This is a genomic window from Paenibacillus sp. F411 (genome assembly GCF_017582705.1).
GTDB classification, from domain to species: Bacteria; Bacillota; Bacilli; order Paenibacillales; family Paenibacillaceae; genus Paenibacillus_AQ; species Paenibacillus_AQ algicola.
In genome coordinates this window covers 1-22,366 of the sequence record NZ_JAGFIP010000005.1, presented here as the reverse complement: position 1 = coordinate 22,366, position 22,366 = coordinate 1, and the positions used below count along the sequence as shown (strand labels likewise).

Below are 22,366 nucleotides of genomic sequence, written 5' to 3'. Positions count from 1 at the left end.
TCAGAGCGTGCCTCCTTCATGTGGGACAACAGTTATAAGGAAGCAGTCAGCGGCTCAGTTGAACCTGGTCTGTATGACAGCCTGTATTGGCGATTGAAGGATGACCATCTGCTGTCAGGCTTGTTTCAGTTAGGGCAAGCTGAGAGTCAGGTGTCCCTTCAGCTGCCTGGAGGAGCGGCTTCAGAAGCTGATTTACCCGAAGTAAAGCTGTCCAAGGCATCTTTGGCGGTACCGGCTGGCATGGAGGGAGAGCTGCGTTATGAGAACAAGCTGCTGCTGCGGCGGGTGTATACTCAGCTGTCCTGGCCATCTGTCATCCAGCCGCTGGATCATTTACTATCCGGGGGGATGGAGCTTAAAGCTTTGTCTCAGTCGGTGATCGTGGATCCGGTGGAGTTTATACGGACTGTGGAGCTGATGCGCTATTATGGCTCCCGATTTGCACAATCCGGGGGAGGCCGTATGGATCCGAAAGCCGCTGCACAGGTGCTGGGACGATTTGGGGGAGAGCTCCAGTGATGAGAAGAGTTTTCCGGAGAGAAGAAGGCGCGGTATCTATTTTTTTGATGATCGCGTTATCGGTCGTGTTTATGTTCGTTGCCGTGTTTATTGATTATGCGAGAATTGCCGCGATGAAGGTGCAAGGGGAACGTCTGGCTCATGCTGCGGTGCGCTCTGTCATGTCAGCTTATGATCCGCAGCTTCAGCAGAACTATGGACTTTATGCGATTGGCGAGACCCGCGGAGATCTGATCATGGGAAAAACTTTAAATGAAAGCCTCAAGCCATCCCCCCGTGCAGATGCATTTCCGCTGCTCCCGTTACGGCTTGACAGCTCAGCGCTTCAGCTACAACGGCCGCTGGGGACCTATGACATCTTTAATCGCCAGATTAGTGAGGATATGAAGTACAAAGCCCCTATTGATTTTACATTGGAGATGCTAAGTAAATTCAAGCCGATGTCTCAATCCATGAAGGAGGCCTCGAGCACCTTTGATGTCCTGAAGAAGCTCGGCAAGCTGTATGACCAGCGGGAGAAAGAGCTGGACGATATGCTGGAGAAGCAAAGAAAGGCAGGGCAGCAGGCGCCGCCATTATCCAGGCTAGTCCTGCAGCCTCCGGGCAGTCAGATCTCTGATGAAGTCCTTGGAGGAGCCATTGCAACGGCAGGCGATGCGGCATCTCAATACCAGGATTACATGAATAAATCAGCCGAGGATGCATCGCGGGAGAGCGATGAGAAGCTGTATACCGACCTGCTCCGGAAATACCTGGAGGGCACTGCCTCCATGTCTTCCACTCTTGCTGCAGGGGTCAGGGGAGCCTCATCGAGGCATGAGGCTCTGCTTCAAGAGGCGGAAGAGCACTTTAAGAAAGCGCAGCAGCTGAATGAAGAGATGAAGCAGGTCATTGAAGAAGCGGAGTCCCGTTCTGCCAGCAGCGGGTATGATGCGCTATCTCATCAAAGTGTACCAGGCACGGACAGCAGCAGCGCTGGAGATGCGCCCATGATTCAGTCCATTCGGCAGCAGACCGGAAAGCTGATTCATCATGATTCATTTCTAGACAGCTTTCAAGCTGAAATCAATCGTCAGAAGAATGAGTGGGGGCCTGTGGTGCAGAAACTGGACGCACTGGCAGGCTCTCTCGGAAGCTCCGCAGCAGCATCTTCCGTTAGTAGAGCCAGCAGATCTGTGGAGGAATACATTCAGGAATATAGTGATCCCGGGACAAGAAATAAGTTGAGTCAGAAGCAGCTTGAGCTAGAGCAGCTTCGTTCCTCGGACAAAGAACGGAAAGCGCTGGAAGGAGAGGCTCGCGGAAAGCTGAAGCAGGCTGAGCGATGGATGGCGGCTCTTCATGGGGGCAAAGAGAGTGGCGAGGTTCAGGCTCAGTTCAAGGAGCTCAAGCGTTATTATGACGACAGCCTATCCTTTAACGCGGTGGCTGCCGAGGAAGACCGCAGAGGGACAGAGTGGGAGAGTGATCCCTATGACGCGGGGCATGCCTCCATGGATCAGATGGATGGTTCCTTCGCTGCCATGGGAGGGCTGATGGATGGCGTTATGGATGAGCTGTTTCAGAATGAATACGCCGTGCACTATTTCTCGCACTACGACATAACAGAGCTGTCCGGGCTTTCAGATCCCGGCACGCTGTCTGGCTTTACGCCACCTGATCTCAAAGAGCAGGAAGTGGAGTATATCCTATACGGCTTCCACAACGGATACGCCAATATTGCTGCTGCTTACGGTGAGATTTTTGCGTCTCGCCTGGCCATTCGAACGATGGAGGGCTTTGTGGTCAACAGCAATAAAGGAAACCCGCTCTTGATTCTCGCAGCGGCGATCCTGTACGGCGTCGAGAAGGCCATTGAAGATATGATTGCACTGAGCACGAAAGGGTCGGTGGAGCTGTCCAGATATATGCCGGTTGAAATGACCTACAGAGATCATTTGAGATTGTTTCTGTTTCTACATAGCCATAACGACAAGAAAATGTCGCGCATGCTGGCGCTCATTCGTTTTCATACCGGCATCAACCCGGCGGAAAGAGCAACCTACGCCTCGGGTGAGATCGAGCTGGGAATGAAGCTATGGTTTCTTCCTGGAGTGACTAAGGCTCTGGGGGCGGTAATGGATCACGGTGATGATGCTGTAAAGGGCAGTGAATATATCATTACTCGCCGAGCAGATTTTTCCTATTAGGAGACAGCGATGATGAAATGGACAGTAAGGAAGACGCCGCCGGAAATGAAACAGCGGAACGCTGCATGTGAAGCCGGCAGCATGGTGCTGGAGGCCGCAATGGTGCTTCCGCTGTTTATGTTTTTTGTCATTTTTCTAATTTATATCATTCAAATGACCATTATTTCGACCGCTCTGCAGACGATGGTATCGGACAGTGTGAAGACTGTGGCAGCGCATATATACCCGGTCTCGATCGCAGTACAGTCATCAGGCGGGGCGAAGAGAGAGGGAGAGATGGAGTCAGGGGGCTCCTCTTTCGAAAATGCCTCCAGCTCGCACTGGGAGGTTCCCAAGCTCTCCCTTCAAGACTGGGCAGCAAGGTACAGCGCTACTTTACCTGAGCCTGTGAAGGGCTGGATGAATACTGCCGCGGCAGCAGGAGACGAGCCTTTACAGCAGCTAAAGAATCAGGCCGCCGAGGCCGTACTAGATCCGGTCATCAAGCCGATGCTCCGGCCTTTTATTCCGGGAGGACTGCTGGAATATGAGCGTATTCATGTATCCAATGTCTCCATTCCCAATTTGAAGAGCGGCAAGCATCCATATTTCGGGATTGAGGTCAGCTATGAGCTTCCAATCCAGGTTCCGTTCTTGAACCGAAGCATTGTGCTTCAGGCCAAATCCCAGGAACGGCTCTGGATCGGAGATACCGGAGAGGGGGGCTCAGAAGGTGATGCTGGGGCTGAAGATGGAGCATCGGGTGGAATTGAGCTGCTGGAAAAGCCGAACCCTGCTGTGGCCAGCAAGCAAGCGCGGGTTAGAGCCAAGCTGGCTCCGGGTACTGCCGCACAAATGTCGGTGTATTACAAATCCGGAAAAAGTACAGCCAAGTACTTGGGCTGGAAAACCGCAGATGAGCAGGGCTTCATTGAATGGGAGTGGAACGTCGGCTTTAATACAACCCCAGGGTCCTGGCCCTTTGTCATTGAAACTGCAGACGGTGACAGGATCGAGGTCATGTTTACTGTGGTTGAAAGGCCCTAGATCGGCGGTAGAACGAAAGAGAAAGGACGAGGTGCGATGAATATCGCTTTTTGGATATGTGCTGTGTTTCTTGCGGCAGCTTTCGTCATGGATCTGCGGTACATGAGAATTCCTAATATGCTCACGGTGCCCTCTGCATTGCTGGGGTTGGGATATCACGGCGGTACCGGCGGCGTGGAGGGTGTATTGTTTTCGCTGCAGGGCATGGCAGCAGGCTTTGGCATTGTGCTCGTGATGTATCTGGCAGGAGCCGTCGGTGCAGGGGATGTAAAGCTCTTCGGGGCAATTGGTGCCTGGTGCGGGCTATGGTTTACGATTCAGGGCGTGTTTTATTCCGTGTTCTGTGCTGGCATCATTGGTCTTTGCATCGTGATATGGCGCCGGGAGATCCGGCTTCGCTTCAAAAGGATTGTTTTTCAGGCCGCTGAAATGTTGAGGTTTAAAGCGGCCTTCAGCAGCAAACAGCAAGGCGGGCAGCTGCGCTTTCCATTTATGCTGGCGGTGCTGCCGGGAATGCTCTGGACTTATTTTGCTCAAATGTAGGAGGGAACAGCCGTGTTCGGAATGACACGTGATTTTGTTCAGAATGCCGGGACACTAATGGTGCTGGCAAAAGATCAGGGGCTGGATGAAAAGGACATCAGTCATGTTCAGATGGGGATGATCCGGGCTGTCAGCATTCCGCACTTTTTGCCGCTCTATCTCAAGGAAATGGACTGCAGCATAACACTGGAATATAACATCTCCGGCAAAAAAATGCTGTCACAGGTGCTGCGAACCGAAAAGCTGACTTTGACCGAATTCTATGCCCTGCTGCTCCAGATCGTCACGGCGCTTCAGGATAGCGGGAAGTACATGCTCAAAGCAGACCAGTACGTTTTGAATGAAGAATACATGTTTCTAGAGGGGCCGCTGCACAGCGGACTGATCTATCTTACCTACCTGCCGTTTACCGCGGGTGTATGGGCTTCGGAGCAAAGCCTGGCTGACAGCATTAAAAGCCTGGTTACCCGCTGGCTTGCTCTTGTTAAAGAGCTGCAGGGCAATGGTATTCAATCGCTCCTGCACGCCTGTTCACAGGAAGAATTTGAGCTGGCCGGGCTGAAGAAGCTGCTGCTGGGCTTAATGGCTGGGTCGGGTGAACATGATGCGGCTGTTCAACACCAAGCAGAGGTCGCGCAGCTTGTTTCCCACACAGCGGATGCCCTGCATCTACGGAGCGGCGCGGATACTCGGAGTAAGCCGAATGTGAAAAACGAGCCAAATCCGCTGAATGCCTCTCATATGCCCAGTGCGCCGCAAATTCCACACATCCGTAATGGCTCCAGCTCTTCAAAGAGTCCTGTGACTCCTTTCCCGGGAGCAGCTCAACCGCAGCGTGGGCGAGAGGAACGCCCTCTGCAAACGGTGTGGAATGCCAATTCCGTGAAGCAGCTGCAGGTGAACATGACAACAGGCTCGCCGGGATTACCAGCATCCGGAGCATCCGGAACTGAAGCTTGGGAGAGCGGAGGCTGGGATGAGCTATATGATGATGAGCCGAGGCAAACCTCCTCCAGCGTGTACTGGCTGCTGGGCGGTTTACTCGCGATCGCTGTGGTGTGGCGCTTTGTATATATGGATGCACCATCAGCTGGAGGGATGTGGTTGTCCAGCGCAGCTTCAGCTGTTCTTGGCACTATCGCCGTTCTGGGCTGGAAAGGGAGGCTCGGCCTGCTCCAAGGCTGGTTCTCGAAAAAGGTGTCAGATCGTATGGATGCCGGAATGCCTGAGGATGTGTCGGGACCGCTTCACTTCGACCGGAAAGAGGCAGAGAAGCATATCTTCTCTTTGGAGCGGTTTACCGGCCTGCTGTCGGGGCGGGGTGGAAAGAAGGACCGTAGCGGCCATACCCCAGATCTGGACTCCCCGCCCGGGTCGGAGAAATGGAGATGGAACAAGCCTCCTTCTTCAGGCCATGACTACGGAGATCATGGTGACGATCAGTTGTCGCCGCATGATGAAGGCTTGCCTGGGAGCGGGTATCGCGATTCGGCCAATGTGCGAAATGCCGGCTCTATGGCACTTTATGACGGTGCTGTAAACAACCAAGCGATGCCGATGGATCAGCTGCTGCAGGAGCGCTTTCAAGGATCGTCCATCGGAGGGATCGGCAAAGATCCTGCGGCAGTAAGCGCGTCCGGGTTCGCGGCTGCGGCTGCTGTTTCTGAAGACGGAGGGACTGTGCTGCTGCAGCCCCGAACAGGATATGGGTCAGATGCAGCAGATAGCACAGGCAGCCCGCGCCCCTATCTGGAGGTATCCTTGCCTTCCCGGCAGGAATCTGAACGGGTAGAGCTTGACCAGGCTCACTTTATTATTGGCCGTTCCGGTGAGGTCGCCCAGTACGTGGCGGCGTCAGCAGGTGTATCTCGTGCGCATGTCGAGCTGTCCCGGAGCCCGGAAGGCTACAAAATCAAGGATCTCGGCTCCAGAAATGGAACGCTTCTGCGCGGGGAGCCTATGGTGGCTTACAAGGAATATATGCTGGGAGAAGGAGATGTATTTGTGATTGCTGAAGGGCAGTATACGTTTCGGGCCTCTTGAGAGCTGACTTGCTGAAGCTGTGCGATGCTCTATGCCCGATGCCCTATGCCTTTCACATTATACCGCTTCGGTCATCAGCCCCCTCTTTCTCCTAACAGAGGATTTCACAGAACAGACTGCTGCTGTATGTAAGCCAGAATAACAAAGACCGCACGGCCCGAAGGCTGGCGGTCTTGTTTCATTATTTATTGATTAAGTGCTGGTAAGGAGAATAATCGATGCCTTTTTTGTGAAGAAAGTTCATTAGGAATTTGTAATCCCGACGCGGTGTCGCGACGATATAGCCTTTGATGCAGTGATCACGTGTGACTTCCCTCGCTCCGCTCTCTACGGCAATCTTGCCGATCTCGGCAGCAATGGAATGCTTGGCGATATCCCGGAATGGGCCGGGCACGGGCTGTACTAATTCATCCAGAAAGCTCTTCGATTCGTCCGTCCACAGGGGGCGGCTGGTCTCTACCCAATGGTTCTGCCAGTCGAGCTTGGACTTGCCGTCTGCCTTGGGCAGCACCTTCAGGAATTTACGAAACATAAAAAATCCGCCGACCGTCATCAAGCCGAGCATGACCCAGCCCCAAAAAGCGATTGAATACATAAACCACGACGGTGGACCGCTGGTGGTCAAGGTCTGGAAGGATGCCGAAAGGTTAACCATATATAGAATCTCACCTCAATACGTTCTTTTCCAAAAAGACAGCTTTCGTAAGAATTATATCGCATTTCTAGATTTATTTCAGCTTTCGGGCTAAAATAGGTGATAATTGTTTGAAAAAAAAGGGGGATGCAGCATGCTGAAAATCGGTTCCCACGTGTCCTTCTCCGGACAGGGGCTCCTGACAGCGGCAACGGAGGCCAATTCATACGGCTCCAGCTCGTTTATGATATATACCGGCGCACCGCAGAATACGCGGCGTAAGCCCATGGATACGATGTTCCTTGAAGAAGGAAATGCTCTAATGAAGGAAAGCGGTATTGATGAAATTGTAGTGCATGCGCCTTACATTATCAATCTGGGCTCCTATAAGGAGAACACCTATGAGCTGGCGGTAACGTTTTTACAGGAAGAAATCCGCCGTACGCAGGCTGCGGGCGTGAACAACATCGTGCTTCACCCTGGTGCGTATACGGACATGGATGCCGATTATGGGATCGACCGGATTGCACAAGGGCTGAACGAGGTGCTCGGGGGCACGAATGAAACCGAGGTCAAGATCGCCCTGGAAACGATGGCAGGCAAAGGCACGGAGATGGGACGAAGCTTCGAGGAAATGGCCCGGATCATTGATAAAGTGAAGTACAATGAACGACTTGCAATCTGCCTCGATACCTGTCACGTGCATGATGCCGGCTACGACATTGTAGAAAACCTGGACGGTGTGCTGGACGAGTTTCACCGGCTGATCGGACTGGACCGTCTTACTGTGGTGCACTTGAATGACAGCAAGAATCCGCGCGGTGCAGCCAAAGACCGTCATACTCCGCTGGGTACAGGCTGGATCGGCTACGAGGCGATCAAGAAGGTAGTTCACCATGAACGGCTTCAGGGCAGACCATTCATTCTGGAGACGCCGTGGATCGGCAAGGATGCCAAAACCCAGCGTCCGATGTACGAGATTGAAATTGCGCTTCTCCGCGGCAATGTAGAAGAACGCTTTGGATCGGAATTTCTGTCACAGGTGAAGGAGCTTGGCGCTTTCTTTGAGGGACAGAACATTGCAGGCCGGCCGTTCGTGCTGGACACTTGGAATTTGCTCAAGTCGGACGCCAAGGCGAAGAAGGCTGATCCCCGCGAGCCCATGGAACGGCTGTATGATCTTGTTGCGGGTGCAGGCCTGCTGCCGGACGTAAGTGAAGAAGGAATAAATCAGCGTATCGTTGCCTGGCTTGCGGGACAGGAAAAATAAGCTCTAAGCTCATGCTGGCTGTTAGAAGAAGGAGATCGAACGTCTGACCTTAGCGTCACCGGCGGCACGCCATGTCATGAAGTGATGCCGAAGAAGACAGAACGGCCGCCTGCTGGAATTAGGGACAAGCCTGCAAGCAGCGGCCGCGCCTGATTGAAGATCATTTTAGAAGGAATCAGAAGGAGTACATTTACAATGGACATTCACATTCACAAAAACACACCGTCCGCGGCTGAGCGCGAGAACCGTGCCCGCATGCTGATTGCGTGCCCGGACGGACCCGGCATCGTAGCTGCGGTGTCCCGCTTCCTGCATGAGCATGGAGCGAACATCGTTCAATCCGACCAATATACGATGGACCCTGCCGGGGGCATGTTCTTCATGCGCATCGAGTTCGATTTGCCGGAGCTGGCGCACAAGCTGCCGGAGCTGGAGACCTCATTCCGTGAAGTCGCTGAGCGGTTCAGCATGGAATGGAATATTAACAACACTTCACGCAAAAAGCGTCTTGCGATCTTCGTCTCCAAGGAGGATCATTGTCTGGTCGAGCTGCTATGGCAATGGCAGGCCGGTGATCTGGATGCAGACATCGCTATGGTGGTTAGCAATCATACAGACATGCAGGAGTATGTCGAGTCATTCGGGATTCCGTTCCATCATATCCCGGTCACCGCGGATACCAAACCGGAAGCGGAGCAAAGGCAGCTTGACGTGATCGGAGAGGATATTGACGTAATCATCCTCGCCCGCTATATGCAGATTATCAGTCCGCAATTTATTCAGCATTATCGCAACCGGATCATCAATATTCACCACTCGTTCCTGCCCGCATTTGTCGGCGGCAAGCCGTATGCTCAAGCCTATAACCGCGGCGTCAAAATCATCGGCGCAACGGCCCACTACGTAACCGAGGAGCTGGATGGCGGCCCGATTATCGAGCAAGACGTTCAGCGTGTCAGCCACCGGGATGAGGTCACTGAGCTGAAGCGGATCGGTCGGACGATCGAGCGGGTAGTGCTGGCCAGAGCGGTAAAGTGGCATATTGAGGACCGCATCTTAGTGCATCACAACAAAACGGTAGTATTCTAAGAGGGCTTTGCCTGTTTTTGCCTAAAACCACGAATAACCAAGCACCAATGCTCTATATGAAGCAAACATTGAATATGCCTATTGGAGCAGCCTAATACTTGCTGCAGAGATCAACATCCCGCTCCTTTTTCATGTGGAGCGGGATGTTTTTTTGTGGATCAGCAAACTTTTAGCCACGGTGATTCGTCTTACATCATAGAAGGCATAGACCAAGAACTTCAAATACATAAGAACTGCTTGGAAGCCATGGTCGTCAGATATAAGGAGAGGGGAATTATATGTTGTCATTGTCCATGATAAGAAAAGGATGTCTGCTGCTGACAGCCATCTTGCTGCTGGCGGCTGGCTTGGCTGTTCCGCAGCTAAGCGGCACAGCGAACGCGGCACCTCAGGTTGAAATGCAGACAGAGCTAGGGTACGAGGGAGTGTTCAAGCAAGGGAAATGGAATCCATTAAGAATCATGCTAAAGAGCAGTGAGGATCTCGCCGGCGATATCGTGATCCAGCTGCAGAACAATAACGGTATGGGAGAGGCAGCTTCATACGTTCAGCGGGTGGAGCTGCCTAAAGATACAGAGAAAGAGATCGTCATTGCGATTCCCGGCGTCTTTCTGACGAAGGATAACAATACAATCACCTTCTATGAGGGTTCCTACAGTGAAGGAAAGCCGGTTGCGATCTCCGGCAGCAAAACCTACTTGTCCAAAAGTGCCGTTGCAAGCACGATTGTCGGTGTGCTGTCCGCGGACCCGGATACGATGAATTTTCTGAACACTTTGAACGGAAAGGGCAACAGCATCGTCAGAGCTCCACTTCAGGCAGATGATATTTATGAAAATGCTATGCTGCTGGATGGTCTGGACGTGCTGGTCATGAACAATTTTGCCTCGGATACCCTGACAGAGCGACAGCAGGAGAGCATCACTTCATGGGTTCAATCCGGAGGGACGCTGGTTCTGTCCGGCGGGGCAGGCTACGCCAAGACCTCCGCACCGTTTCTCGACATCGCTCCGGTACAGCCGGAAGGAACAATGGACGTTGACAGCTTGCCGGAGCTGGTACAGCTGGGCAGAAAACCGCTTAGTCTGGCGGACACACTGACCCTTTCCAAGGGTTCGGTCGTGGAAGGGGCGGTCGTTGATACGATAACAGCAGGTGCGCCGCTGTTTGCTCATCGCGATGTGGGACAGGGCAAGGTTCGGTATGCCGCATACGACGTCAGCATGGAGCCCGTCAGTTCCTGGGCGGGACACGCTGCAGTCTGGGCTTCGGTTCTAAAGAATGACCTGCCGATGAGTAATGGTGGATATAACCCGTCCATGGACCAGCTCAGCTATACGTTGGAATTTTTTCCTTCTATTCAAATGCCATCGTTCCCCGTGCTGCTCTGGATGCTGATTATTTACGCCTTCGTTGCGGCACCGCTGCTATACTTTATCCTCAAGAAGGCGGATAAGCGGGAATGGGCCTGGTTTCTCATTCCGCTGGTCGCGGTCATTGCAAGTGCCGCAGTATATATGGCAGGCTCTACCGACAAGACAGAGGAAATGGCGCACACGCTGAATATTGTGGAGCTGGATGGAGCCGGCCTAGGAACGATAGATACGGCCACGGCATTATTTACACCTCGAAGTGGTGATTACCAGGTTGAATTCCCGCAGAACACGTATGTGAAAACCCAGCGCAGATCAGGCGGCTTCGTGACTAATCTGGGAGAAAATAAAAACTTCATCCGCGTGGAGCAGGAGCAGACGAAGCTGGAGCTAAGGGACATGCCGCAATGGTCACTCGCTAAAATGTGGGCTCGGCGTGCAGCGCCTGAGCAAACCGGACAATTTGCGGTTACCCTCGACATTAATGATAACGGCGAAATCGCCGGGAAAGTAACCAATGAAACGCTTCATGATTTGGATCAGGTTGTGCTCGTAGTGGGAGGCACCGCCTATAAGGTTGGAGATATTTCTGCCCGGGGAACAGCAGATATTCCGTCAGACAAGAAGTCCATGATCACGTTAATGGGATCTGATCTGGCGTATCAGCTTTATCCATACCCGAACCAGGGCAGGGATTCTTTTAATCGGCAGCGGGATATGTTGTCCGCGTACACGTATCAGCAGGGTAATTTCTCGACCAGTGCGTATGTTGTGGGGTGGAGTGACGAGGAGCTGTCGAGCTATACGGTTGGAGGAAGCTTCATCCCGAGCGACCAGCTTAATCTGTGGACCCAGAGTGTAGAGCTGGACTGGAGCCAAAAAGGTGCCTTCAGCATTCCGTATGGTTTCCTGACTCCTCAAGTAAGTCAGGTCAATGCCACGAACTTTTTTGTTTATCCGCACGGCATTGAAATGGGTCAAGGAAGCATCACGGCGGAGTTTCAACTCCTGAGCAATCCAAATGCCAGATATGATGAATTCTCAATCAAAGAAATCAAGCAGGGAAACAACATTACCATGGAAATCTGGAATGCAGAGCAAGCGGCTTGGGAGGTGCTTCCTGCCAATCAGAATACGTATGACGTCATGGACAATACAGAGCGTTACATTGTAGATAACCAAATCCGACTCTCCATCCAATCCAAGGGCCAGGGGATGATCCAGATGCCGGAGCTGACCTTAAAGGGGGAGAATCAATAAATGATAGAAATCAGAGATCTGAAAAAGCGATACGGCTCCTTTGAAGCCCTGAAGGGGATCAATCTCGACATTGAGCAAGGAACGGTATTCGGCTTTGTTGGGCCGAACGGAGCCGGTAAATCAACCACCATGTCTATTCTCGCCACGCTGGCTCTGCCTACCTCGGGAACAGCCAAGGTGGGGGGCTATGAGGTGACCGAGTATCCCAAGGAGGTGCGCAAGCGGATTGGCTATATGCCGGATTTCTTCGGTGTGTACGATCAGCTGAAGGCGACAGAATACCTTCACTTCTACGGAGCAAGCTACGGGCTTCCGCGTGCAGAGCGGGAAAAGCTGATTCCACAGCTGCTGGAGCTCGTCAATCTGAGCGATAAAAAAGATACCTATGTCGACAGCCTGTCACGCGGGATGAAGCAGCGGCTTTGCCTGGCCCGGTGTCTGGTGCATGATCCGGAGGTGCTTATTCTGGATGAGCCGGCCTCAGGGCTGGACCCGAGAGCGCGGATTGAGATGCGCGAAATATTGAAAGAGCTGAAGCTGATGGGCAAGACGATTATTATCTCCTCGCATATCCTGCCCGAGCTGGCAGAGATGGTGGACCAGATCGGAGTTATCGAGCATGGAGAGATGGTGGCCCAGGGCAAGGTGTCGGATATCCAGAATCGCCTGCGTGTCAAGAAGGTCATCCACATTCGCACACTAGAGCCGGAGAGCGGCCTGAGCGACAAGCTTCGGGATGAGCCGTTTGTGACCTCGGTGCTGACTGACAATACGGGAGTCCATGTGCATTTTAGTGGTGATGATGCCCAGCAGAGCGAGCTGCTGCGGGAAGTTATTTCCTGGGGAATTCCTGTGGTGTCATTTCAGGAGGCACAGAGTAATCTGGAGGATGTATTCCTTGAAATTACGAAGGGAGGGACTGCGGAATGAACTGGAGCCGAAAATTAATCAATCCGGTGCTGGATAAAGAATTCCGACTTCGCATGCGCTCTCCGAAATCCATGCTGTCTGTCCTTTTGTATGTGATGGCACTGGGCGGAGTGGCCATGGCTTTTATCTATATATTTCTGTATTTAGAGCAGGGCGGACAGCAGCGTTTTGACCCTTCCATGAGCCGATCCATGTTCTATGTACTAAGCTTTGCTCAGCTTGTTCTGATTGCATTCATGGCACCGGCCCTGACCGCCGGCGTCATTAGCAGCGAGCGGGAAAAGCAGACGCTTAGCATGCTGCTGACGACTCAGCAGAGCTCGGCTACGATCGTGCTGAGCAAGCTGCTGTCTTCACTCAGCTTTATGGCTCTGATCGTTTTATCTACATTGCCAGTGTACAGTATTGTGTTTTTATATGGAGGAATTTCACCCCAGCAGCTTATCTCAGTATTTTTATTTTATTTATTCGTTATGCTGCTGCTGGGCTCGCTTGGTGTCATGTTCTCAACCCTGTTCAAAAGAACGATTGTTGCGATCATCGTCACCTACGGAGCGGGATTGTTTATTTTCCTCGGGACCGGACTGCTTTTTTTGTTTTTTATGAGTCTGGATTCACGGGATCTGATGATCAATGGAGCACCGCCCGTAAACTCGATCTCCTGGACCGGGTATATTCTGGGACTGAACCCTGCTGGTGCGCTCATCAGCTTGTTTGAGCCGAGCTTTTCCAAAGAGGTTTTTTACATGATGCGGGGAGGCTCTTCGCTGAACAGTAAAGCGCCGATCCAGCTGTGGCAAGAGTTTGTAATCGTGTATTCGGTCGTTATTGTGCTGGTTCTCATGGTTGCAATCCGGAAGATTCGGCCTGTTAAGCGGGGCAGCTGGATGAGGAGAAAATCACCCAAGCCGCAGCAGCCACCTGAAAGCGTTAGCCGGGAAGGCTAGATGAATATTTAAAGCACAGGTACAGCTGTGTCTGCACATCAGAGAAAGGGGCGTAAGGAATGGACAGTATTTTGCGACTCATTGAAGCTGCCAGACGAAGGCTGCAGGCGTTTAAGGCGGCAGTGTATGGATTGTACGGCTTGTTGGCCGGCCTGCTGCTTGCGCTGATTCTGCTTGCAATGGGACGGATTGTCCCAATCCCGGCGCTGAACATATGGGCTTCAGTCCTTCCTGTCGCAGGATTGCTCATCGGAGGGGCAGGGGGCTGGCTCCGGCGGGTGCCCCTGAAGGAAGCCGCTGCCGTCATGGACAACATGCCAGAAGGCGTGGAACGGAGCGATATGATGACGACAGCGCTGTCGTTCGCCCGTGAGGATTCAGAAGCTGTACGCTATCAGCGTCAGCAAGCGGAAGGCTATGGCCAGCAATATGTGGACAGGATTCAGAGCCGGCTGCCAGTACCCAGACCGCAGAAGCTGATCATAGCGAGCAGCCTGGGCGTGCTGGCTATGCTGATCCTGATGCTGATTCCGAATTCCATGGACCAGAAGATCGAAGCGGCGAAAGAGCAGCGCCAGTGGGTGAAAGAGCAGATTCAGAAAAGTGAAGAGCTTGCCGAGTCACTTCAAAATGAGGGGGAGAGCTCTGAAGAGAAGCAGCTGCTGCTGGAGCAGATTCAAGAGCTGAAGCAGCAGCTTCAAGCACTGAAGCAGCCGGAGGAAGCGCTGGAGAAGCTGGAGCAAGCTATGGAGAAGCTGGACAAAATGACAAAGCAGCAAGAGGCGCTGTCCAAGAAGGTATCCCAGCTCGCTCAGCAGATGCAGCAGCAGCCCCGGCTGGCGCAGGCAGGCCAGAGCCTGGAGCAAGGGAAGACGGAGCAGCTGAAGCAGGATCTGGACCGTTTGAAGCAGGAGGCGGCCAGAATGTCAGAGGAAGAGAAGAATAAGCTGGCCGAGGAGCTGGAGAAGCTGGCAGAAGAAGCAGCCAAGAAAGAAGCTGACCCGCTGTCCAGTGCTCTTCAAATGGCTTCAGAAAGTCTGAAGAAAGGCTTGACTGAGGAGCAGCAGCAGGCGCTGCAGGAGCTGGCGGAGGAGCTGGCCAAGGCAGCACAGGACAAGAATGCTGCTGAAGCGGCCTCTTCCCTTTCATCAGAGCTGGCCTCAGCAGTGGCCTCCCAAGGCTTGAAGCTGGCGGAACAGATGGCGGCTTCGGGTATGCAGGTTTCGGACTCCTGGGCACGAGGCGGCAGTGCAGAAGCGCTCGCACAAGGCAGTGGCGCTGAAGGGCAAGCTTCAGAGCAGACCGAAGGGGCCGGCTCGGATAGCGGCTCTTCAGCTGGTGCGCAGGGGACAGGTGGCCAGGGCTCGGGCCAAGGCCAAGGGTCTGGTCAGAAAGGCGCCGGCGGACAGGGCACTGGCACAGGCCAGGGAACGGGTGGCGCCGGCGGTGGAAGAGGCGGCCAAGGTTCAGGTGCCGGACTCAGCAGCGGAGGCCGGGAGCTGGTCACAACTCCCCGTGGCCTGGAAGGCAGCGGCAATGTGCAGAATGATAAGGGAGAGCTGAACGGAACCGGCGGAGGAGACATTCAAAAGGGCGGCGTATCGCCAACGATGCCAGGGACGTCAAGGCCGTATGAGGAAGTATATCAGGATTACGCTGTACAGGCGCGGCGCTCACTGGAGCGCAATCTTCTTCCCGAGCAGATGCAGGGACTGGTCGAGGACTATTTTACCCAAATCAATCCGAATCCGTAGACTGATCAAGAAAGGCAGGACATAGTATGTCTGAGATTATGATGAAACCGAAGGAATGGACCGATCAAATAGCCAGACTCCGGCAGCAGATTGGTCAAGTCATTGTGGGGCAGGAGGAAGTGGTAGAGCAAATGCTGTGGTGTATTTTCGCCGGCGGTCATGCGCTGCTGGAGGGGATACCTGGACTTGGGAAAACGATGCTGGTCAGCACGATCTCCAAAGCGCTGGATTTATCCTTTTCCCGAATCCAGTTCACACCCGATCTGATGCCAAGTGACATTACGGGTACGAACATTCTGTCCTTCGGACAGCAGGGCAGTACGGGAATGTCATTTCAAAAAGGCCCGCTGTTCAGCAGCATCGTGCTGGCTGATGAGATTAACCGTGCCACACCGAAGACTCAAAGCGCCCTGCTGGAGGCGATGCAGGAGAAGACGGTAACGGTGGGCGGTGAGACGCATACGCTCCCGAGACCCTTTTTCGTTCTGGCTACCCAAAACCCGCTGGAGAATGAAGGGACCTATCCGCTTCCTGAGGCCCAGCTCGACCGTTTTCTGCTCAAAATTGAGGTTTCCTACCCTAGCAGGGAGGAGCTGAAGGAGATTGTAAAGCGAACAACGTCTTCCCGGGAAATCGGGGTGGAGAAGCAAATGACAGCAGCTGAGCTGCTGGATATTCAACAAGGGGCGAAGGAAATTCTCGTTGCCGATGAAGTGCTGGATTATGCAGTCCGGCTGCTCATGATGACTCATCCGGAGGATGCATCAGCAACGGAGGGAGTACGCAGATATGTCCGGTATGGCTCGGGTCCCCGCGGCGTGCAGTCCATCATTGCCATCGGCAAGGTGCGCGCACTCTTCAAAGGACGAATGCATCTGTCCACCGGTGATATCAATGCCTGTGCGCTGCCGGCGCTGCGTCACCGTCTGTTCCTGAACTTTGAAGGCCAGGCGATGGGCGTGACGACCGATACCGTCATCCGCGAAATTATGGAGCAGCTGGAGAAAGGGGTGTGAGCGGGTCCAAGCATCTGCTGCCGCCGGAATGGCTGACCCGGCTGGAGCGGCTGAGCCTGAATACCCGAATCCGGGTGGCAGGGACCCTTCAGGGCAAGCGGCGTTCGCGGAGGCTGGGCTCGTCTTTGGAGTTTGCGGATTACCGGCTGTATGCGCCGGGCGATGATGTACGCCGGTTTGACTGGGGCGTCTATTCCCGGACCGGTAAGGCGTTCGTCAGACAATTTATGGACGAGCAGGAGCTGATGGTCAGCATCTACGTGGATTGCTCGGCTTCCATGGCTGGCATTCAAGGCACGGAAGCTGGCACAGGAGGCGGACCGAGCACAAGCCAGGGCGGAGCGGCAGCCGACAAATGGCTGCTGGCGCGTCAGCTCGCCGCAAGCATCGGATATTTGGCGCTATCCTCATATGACCGGCTGCAGCTGGCATGCTACAGCAAATCAATGGATTCCAGGCTGCCTGTGCTGCGGGGCAAAGGGGCTGCCCACCGGCTGTTCTCCCATCTTCAGCAGGCTCCTCTAGGCGGAGACGGAAGCCTCGCCGCTGCGTTATCGGTACCGGGTGCTTTGCCCCGTCTGCCCGGAATGACGTGGATTTTTTCGGATTGCTGGCTGGAAGGCGGCGAAGAGGAGCTGTCCCGTTCATTGTCGCTGCTAGCAGGGGCAGGGCAGGAGGTCGTGCTCGTGCAGGTGCTGTCCCGGGAGGAACTGGAACCGCGCTTTGCGGGGGATCTTCGCCTTGTGGATGTGGAGACAGGCGGAGGCAAGGAGGTCGCCGTAACGTCAAGGCTGCTGGAAGCTTATCGGGAGGAGCTGGATCGCTATCAGGGGATGCTGGCCAGAGTATGTGCCGAAAGAGGAATGTCCTACGTGCTCATTCCGGAGGATATGCCGCTGCAGGAGGCGGTGTTTGGTATCCTGGCCGGCGCAGGTCTGGTCAAGAGCTGAAATGCATGCCGCAGGGCAGCATTGTAATGTACGAATTTGAAGAATTACTTGTTATTTGCTTTATTTGCTACATGGGAGGAGGGAAGGCAAGTGGGGATACAATCATGGCTCAGCCTTTGGTTCGGATTAAGTCTTCCGGCGATTGTGCTGATGTACCTGTTCAAGCGAAAATATATCGACACGCCGGTTCCCAGCCATATGCTGTGGAATCGGGTGCTCCGTAACCTGGAGGCGAATCGTCCCTGGCAGAAGCTTCAGAACCGGCTGCTGCTCTGGCTGCAGCTGCTGGCGGCGGCGCTTCTGGTCTTTGCGCTGATGCAGCCTTTCCTGCAGGTGTCCGGCGGCGGCAGTCAGCACCTTGTTATTGTCGCGGATACTTCGGGCAGCATGAGCGCAGAGGCCCCCGGCGATGCTGCAAAGAAGATAGATCCCTCCTCAGGCGGTTCGACCCGGCTGGAGCTGTTAAAGGAGCGGCTGGTGGAATATACAGGGCGGGAAGGACGCGGACGGGATATTTCGCTTGTTGCCGTGGGTGCAAGGCCGGCAGCACTGCTCTCGCGTGAAAGCAGCCGGGAAGACATCGTGAAGGCTATTGAACAATTACAGCCTTACTACGGTCAGGCCTCCTACCGGGAAAGTCTCTCTCTGGCCTCAGCACTTACACGGGAGGATGGAGACTCGGAGGTTGTTATTTTTACAGATGGCCAGTGGAAGGACGATACAGCTCAGATTGCCTTCGAGGTTCCGGTCGGTATTGAGAAGATCAGCGGCGGAAATCCGGTCAATGCCGCTGTGGAGCAGTTCGGTATTTCCGGTGCGTCTGGTCCGGGAGCTTCCTCCAGGGCTGTGGCTGTGATCACCAGCAATGCCAGTTCGCCGGAGGGGGTAGAGGTCAGCCTTTATGGTGACGGCAAGCTGCTTGCAAGCCGGGAGGTACCGTCTTCGGAAGGGGAGAGGCAGACACTGTCATTTGATGGTCTTCCCTATGCCGAGGTTTACCGGCTTGCACTGACGGGTGCAGATCATTACAAAGCGGATAATGAGGCCTACGCTTTTGGATACGACCGGACAGAAACAAGAGTGCTGCTGCTGACGCCAGGGAGCTTCTTTCTGGAGAAAGCCCTGCAGCTGGGCGGCTCTCAGGTGACTCGCGTGAATGTTGATGCCGAGAGCGAAGGAAATCCGGCACAGGATCAGGCCTCCAAATCTCTGCCGGTGCCGGAAGGGGAATTTGATCTTATTGTGCTGGATGGCCCGATGCCAGAGACGGTGCAGCAAGGAGAGTGGGAGAAGCTGATCTCCCGGACTCCGCTCTGGACCTTGGGTACCGGGGCAAAGGGGACATCGAGACCGCAGGGTCAGCCCGTCATTGAGCGTCATCCGGTCACGGCTTATCTTAGTCTGTCGGGAGTATACATTGGCTCCGTATCCGGGGAACGGCCGTCGTGGGGAGAGCCTATTGTCAAAGTTGGCGGTACACCGGTCATTTATGCCGGAACAGAAGCCGGGCATCCTCGCCTGTCCTTTGATTTTCGTCTTCAGGATAGTGATCTTCCGCTGTCACCGGAGTTCCCGGTGCTGGTCAGCAACGTCCTGCAGTGGATCACCTCGGATAACGCTTCCGGCCTCGGACGATATATCGCAGGGACGGTTGTAAATATTCCGGTTGCCCTGGATACCGTAAACGCACAGTGGCTTCCGGCAGAGGGATATGTAAAGGAAAGTGGATATATTCCGCCAGAGGCGCTAAAGAGTGATAAAGGAATATCTGCAGCTCAGACGGTTCCGGATGTGCCGGGACTGTACAGGTTTGAGCAGGTGAATCCGGCCGGAGAGACGGTAAGCAGCTGGCTGGCTGTAGCTCCGGATCCTTTTGAAGGCAATCTGGCAGAAGGGAGCGGCCCCGCCGTTAGCCAGCTTGCAGGCAGCGGTGCAGCGGCAGCAGAGACTGGGGAGGATCAAGAAGGTCGCCGGTCGACTGCGCTGCCCGGGTTATCGCTTCTGCCATGGCTGGCGCTGCTGGCATTACTCGTGATTGCACTGGAATGGGGGGTGTATCAGCGTGGGCGTTCAATTTAACGAGCCCGGGTGGCTCTTGCTGCTCATTCCGGCAGCCGTGCTGCTGTACCGTGCTTATCGTTCAGATTACCGGCTCAGCGGCTTCCGAAAAAAGCTCGCTTTCGGGCTGAGAGCCGTCATTATTCTGCTGCTTGTTTTGGCTATATCCGGTCTACACGGATTTACGGTGCTGCAAGACAAGCAGGTTGTTTATGTGGCTGACCGTTCTGACAGCATGGGGGATGCCGCTAGGCTTCAGCAGTGGATCGGCGAGTCCATGAAGACGAAAGGAGAAAAGGACCGTATTGCGGTGGTCTCGACGGGCCTTGAAGGAGCTGTCGAGCAGAAGCTGTCTGCACAGGGGAGCGGCACTTCCCTGAATGCTTCCGTGGCGGAATCGTTCACGGGCCTGGAGTCTGGTCTGCAGCTCGCCTCCTATTTATTTGAGGGAAAGGGAGATGCGCGAATTGTGCTGCTCTCGGACGGGGAGGAGAATGTAGGCAGCATGGCCTCTATGGGCCGGCTGCTGAAGGACCGTGGGATTGCCGTGGATGTACTGCCGGTACCCGGACAGGACATTCAAGATGTATCCGTTGAGGAGCTGAAGCTGCCGGACAAGCTGTATCAGGGAGAGGCTTTTTCCATGGAGGTGCTGCTGAACAGCACGTACAATGCTTCCGGTGAGCTGCGCATTTATGAGGACAGCCGGGAGATTGGGCGGCAGAAAATTGAGGTCAGCAAGGGTGAGAACCGGTATGCTGTACAAGGCTTGGCCAAGTCTCCAGGGCTGCACCGGTATCGGGCGGAGATTTTTATGGATGGAGACACATCCTCTGCCAATAATGCAGCAGCTGATTTTACCCGGGTAGACGGACCGCCGCGGGTGCTTATTGTAGAAGGAGAGGAAGGCAGCTCAGGCAACATCAAGGCTGCACTGGACTCAGGTATGATTGCTGTCGAAGTCATTCCACCGGAGCTGCTTCCGCTGGAAGCGGCGAAGTATGCGGCTTATGACAGTATTATTTTTAATAATGTGTCTGGCAGCCGGGTCGGGGGGCGGCAGATGGAGATGATTGAGCAGTCCGTGCGAAGCTTTGGCACCGGGTTTATGATGGTTGGCGGCGAAGACAGCTTCGGCATGGGCGGTTATTTCAAGACCCCGATCGAAAAAGCGCTGCCTGTGTCCATGGAGCTGGAGGGCAAGCGGGAAATCCCGTCCCTCGGCCTGATTCTGGTCATTGACCGCTCTGGCAGCATGTCCGGCGCCAAGATGGAGCTGGTGAAGGAATCGGCGATGCGGACGGTCGAGCTGCTGCGGGCGAAGGATACCGTGGGGGTGGTTGCTTTTGACGACAGGCCCTGGTGGGTTGTGGAGCCCCGGGAGCTGGGAGATAAGAAGGAGGTACTGGAGGCAATCCAGGGAATCCAAAGCAGCGGGGGAACGAACATTTATCCCGCTGTCGCCGATGCGCTTGAGCAAATGCTGGACATTACCACGCAGCGCAGGCACCTGATTCTGATGACAGATGGACAGTCGGCGCTGGGGGGCAACTACAGCGAGCTGACGGATCAGATGGTGGCGGAAAAGATTACGATGTCCTCCGTAGCCGTCGGCATGGATTCCGATCAGGTGCTGCTGCAATCCTTGGCAGAGGCTGCGAAGGGCCGTTACTACTTCGTAGAAGATGAAACAACGCTTCCGGCCATATTCAGCCGGGAGGCTGTTATGCTGGCCAAGTCCTATATCGTGGATAAGCCGTTTATTCCAGCTGTACAAAATGCGGGCGACTGGGGACCGTTATTCGCGGAGGGCGTTCCCGGACTGCTTGGTTATGTCGCAACGACGCCGAAATCGACGGCCCAGGTGGTGCTGTCGAGCCCGGAGCCGGACCCGATTCTGGCCCGCTGGCAATATGGGTCGGGACGAACGGTGGCCTGGAGCAGTGATCTGAGCGGAAAGTGGTCGAAGGCGTGGGTCTCGTGGCCGAAATTTGCAGACACGCTGACCGAGCTTGTGAAATGGACGTTTCCGCAATTTGAGGCATCCCCTTATGAAGTGAGCACGGAGGTTGCAGGCAGCCGGGTGAATTTGCAGATTACGACAGATGGCAGCAGCGCTCCGGAGAAGCTGTCTGCGATGATTACCGGAGAAGAGGGGCAGGAGCAGCAGGTCGAGCTGGTTCAAGAGGCCCCTGGTCGCTATACAGGTCAGCTGGACATCTCCAAGCCCGGTGCGTTTCTGCTGTCGCTGTCGGATGACAGCGGGGATACGCCTGTTCAGGCAGCGGCAGGCACGGGATTCGTCGTCCCGTATTCGCCGGAGTACAAGATCTCCACGGGCGGCGGGGCAGAGGCGCTCCAGCAGCTGGCCGAGCTGACGGGAGGCCGGGTGCTTAAGTGGGAGGAGCCGGCCGCGGTGTTTGACCGCGAAGCGGTTTCGCGGCAGGTGCTCCATGATTGGAGCTACCCGCTGCTGGCGGCGGCCCTGCTTCTGTGGGTCGCCGATATCGCCGTGCGGCGCCTGGCTCTGCCATGGGCCGCCATCGGCGCCTGGCTGGCGCGGCCGCTGCGCCGCCAGCCTGCCGCTGCCGCTGAGGCCGGGCGGGACCCCGGCCTCGGGCGGTTGGCTGCGCGCAAGGCACGCGCAGCCAGCTTTTACGGCGGGAGCCGGAGCGGCGGCATGAAGCCGCCCGGTCCCGCCGCCGAGCCCGCGCGCAGCGATGCGGGCTCGGAGGGGCGCGGCGGCAGTGCAGCCGCGCCGGGGG

16 protein-coding genes are annotated in these 22,366 nt (G+C 54.9%); 15 read left to right on the top strand and 1 reads right to left on the bottom strand.

Going from position 1 to position 22,366, the window contains the following annotated elements:
- Positions 1-18 precede the first annotated feature (18 nt).
- From JJQ72_RS06950 to JJQ72_RS06930, 5 genes are read left to right on the top strand one after another with little or no spacing between them, the layout of a single operon-like run.
- Entirely contained in the window at positions 19-519 is a 501-nt protein-coding gene (locus tag JJQ72_RS06950) for a pilus assembly protein (protein WP_243895956.1), read from the top strand.
- On the top strand, positions 519-2,708 hold the full coding sequence (locus JJQ72_RS06945; protein WP_208203316.1) for a hypothetical protein: 2,190 nt from the start codon (positions 519-521) through the stop codon (positions 2,706-2,708). Before JJQ72_RS06950 ends, JJQ72_RS06945 begins: the two co-directional genes overlap by 1 nt.
- Positions 2,709-2,717: 9 nt before the next feature.
- Complete coding sequence (locus JJQ72_RS06940) at positions 2,718-3,734, top strand: TadE/TadG family type IV pilus assembly protein (RefSeq protein WP_243895930.1); 1,017 nt, start codon at positions 2,718-2,720, stop codon at positions 3,732-3,734.
- 36 nt (positions 3,735-3,770) lie between these two features.
- A complete protein-coding gene (locus JJQ72_RS06935) occupies positions 3,771-4,277 on the top strand; it encodes an A24 family peptidase (RefSeq protein ID WP_208203199.1) in 507 nt (168 codons plus the stop codon).
- Positions 4,278-4,298: 21 nt separating this feature from the next.
- Complete coding sequence (locus tag JJQ72_RS06930) at positions 4,299-6,320, top strand: DUF6382 domain-containing protein (RefSeq protein WP_243895942.1); 2,022 nt, start codon at positions 4,299-4,301, stop codon at positions 6,318-6,320.
- A 181-nt stretch (positions 6,321-6,501) separates the two neighbouring features.
- Here JJQ72_RS06930 and JJQ72_RS06925 read toward each other — a convergent pair whose 3' ends face one another.
- Positions 6,502-6,975 carry a DUF2621 domain-containing protein gene (locus JJQ72_RS06925; RefSeq protein WP_138226771.1) on the bottom strand — a complete coding sequence of 158 codons (474 nt, stop codon included), beginning with the start codon at positions 6,973-6,975 and terminating at the stop codon, positions 6,502-6,504.
- Between the two features lie 133 nt (positions 6,976-7,108).
- On the opposite strand from JJQ72_RS06925, the gene JJQ72_RS06920 reads away from it, so the two are divergent.
- The 10 genes from JJQ72_RS06920 to JJQ72_RS06875 form a co-directional block, all read left to right on the top strand.
- Positions 7,109-8,224: a deoxyribonuclease IV gene (locus JJQ72_RS06920; RefSeq protein WP_208203197.1), complete on the top strand. Its 1,116-nt coding sequence runs from the start codon at positions 7,109-7,111 to the stop codon at positions 8,222-8,224.
- Between the two features lie 195 nt (positions 8,225-8,419).
- On the top strand, positions 8,420-9,313 hold the full coding sequence (gene purU / locus JJQ72_RS06915; protein WP_138226769.1) for a formyltetrahydrofolate deformylase: 894 nt from the start codon (positions 8,420-8,422) through the stop codon (positions 9,311-9,313).
- Between the two features lie 278 nt (positions 9,314-9,591).
- Positions 9,592-11,946, top strand: coding sequence for a DUF7408 domain-containing protein (locus tag JJQ72_RS06910; RefSeq protein WP_243895929.1), 2,355 nt, complete (start codon positions 9,592-9,594; stop codon positions 11,944-11,946).
- Complete coding sequence (locus JJQ72_RS06905; protein ID WP_208203196.1) at positions 11,947-12,876, top strand: ABC transporter ATP-binding protein; 930 nt, start codon at positions 11,947-11,949, stop codon at positions 12,874-12,876.
- Positions 12,873-13,823 carry an ABC transporter permease gene (locus JJQ72_RS06900; protein WP_208203195.1) on the top strand — a complete coding sequence of 317 codons (951 nt, stop codon included), beginning with the start codon at positions 12,873-12,875 and terminating at the stop codon, positions 13,821-13,823. Before JJQ72_RS06905 ends, JJQ72_RS06900 begins: the two co-directional genes overlap by 4 nt.
- A gap of 59 nt (positions 13,824-13,882) precedes the next feature.
- Entirely contained in the window at positions 13,883-15,577 is a 1,695-nt protein-coding gene (locus tag JJQ72_RS06895; protein ID WP_208203194.1) for a coiled-coil domain-containing protein, read from the top strand.
- A 26-nt stretch (positions 15,578-15,603) separates the two neighbouring features.
- Positions 15,604-16,593 (top strand): AAA family ATPase, encoded by a 990-nt coding sequence (locus tag JJQ72_RS06890; protein WP_208203193.1) that lies wholly within the window; start codon positions 15,604-15,606, stop codon positions 16,591-16,593.
- The gene (locus JJQ72_RS06885) at positions 16,590-17,543 is read left to right on the top strand and encodes a DUF58 domain-containing protein (protein WP_208203192.1); all 954 of its coding nucleotides are present in this window, start codon (positions 16,590-16,592) and stop codon (positions 17,541-17,543) included. Before JJQ72_RS06890 ends, JJQ72_RS06885 begins: the two co-directional genes overlap by 4 nt.
- A gap of 90 nt (positions 17,544-17,633) precedes the next feature.
- Complete coding sequence (locus tag JJQ72_RS06880) at positions 17,634-19,622, top strand: BatA domain-containing protein (protein ID WP_208203191.1); 1,989 nt, start codon at positions 17,634-17,636, stop codon at positions 19,620-19,622.
- Positions 19,606-22,366: VWA domain-containing protein (locus tag JJQ72_RS06875; RefSeq protein ID WP_208203190.1), on the top strand; the 2,761-nt coding region annotated here is incomplete at its 3' end. The genes JJQ72_RS06880 and JJQ72_RS06875, both read left to right, overlap by 17 nt.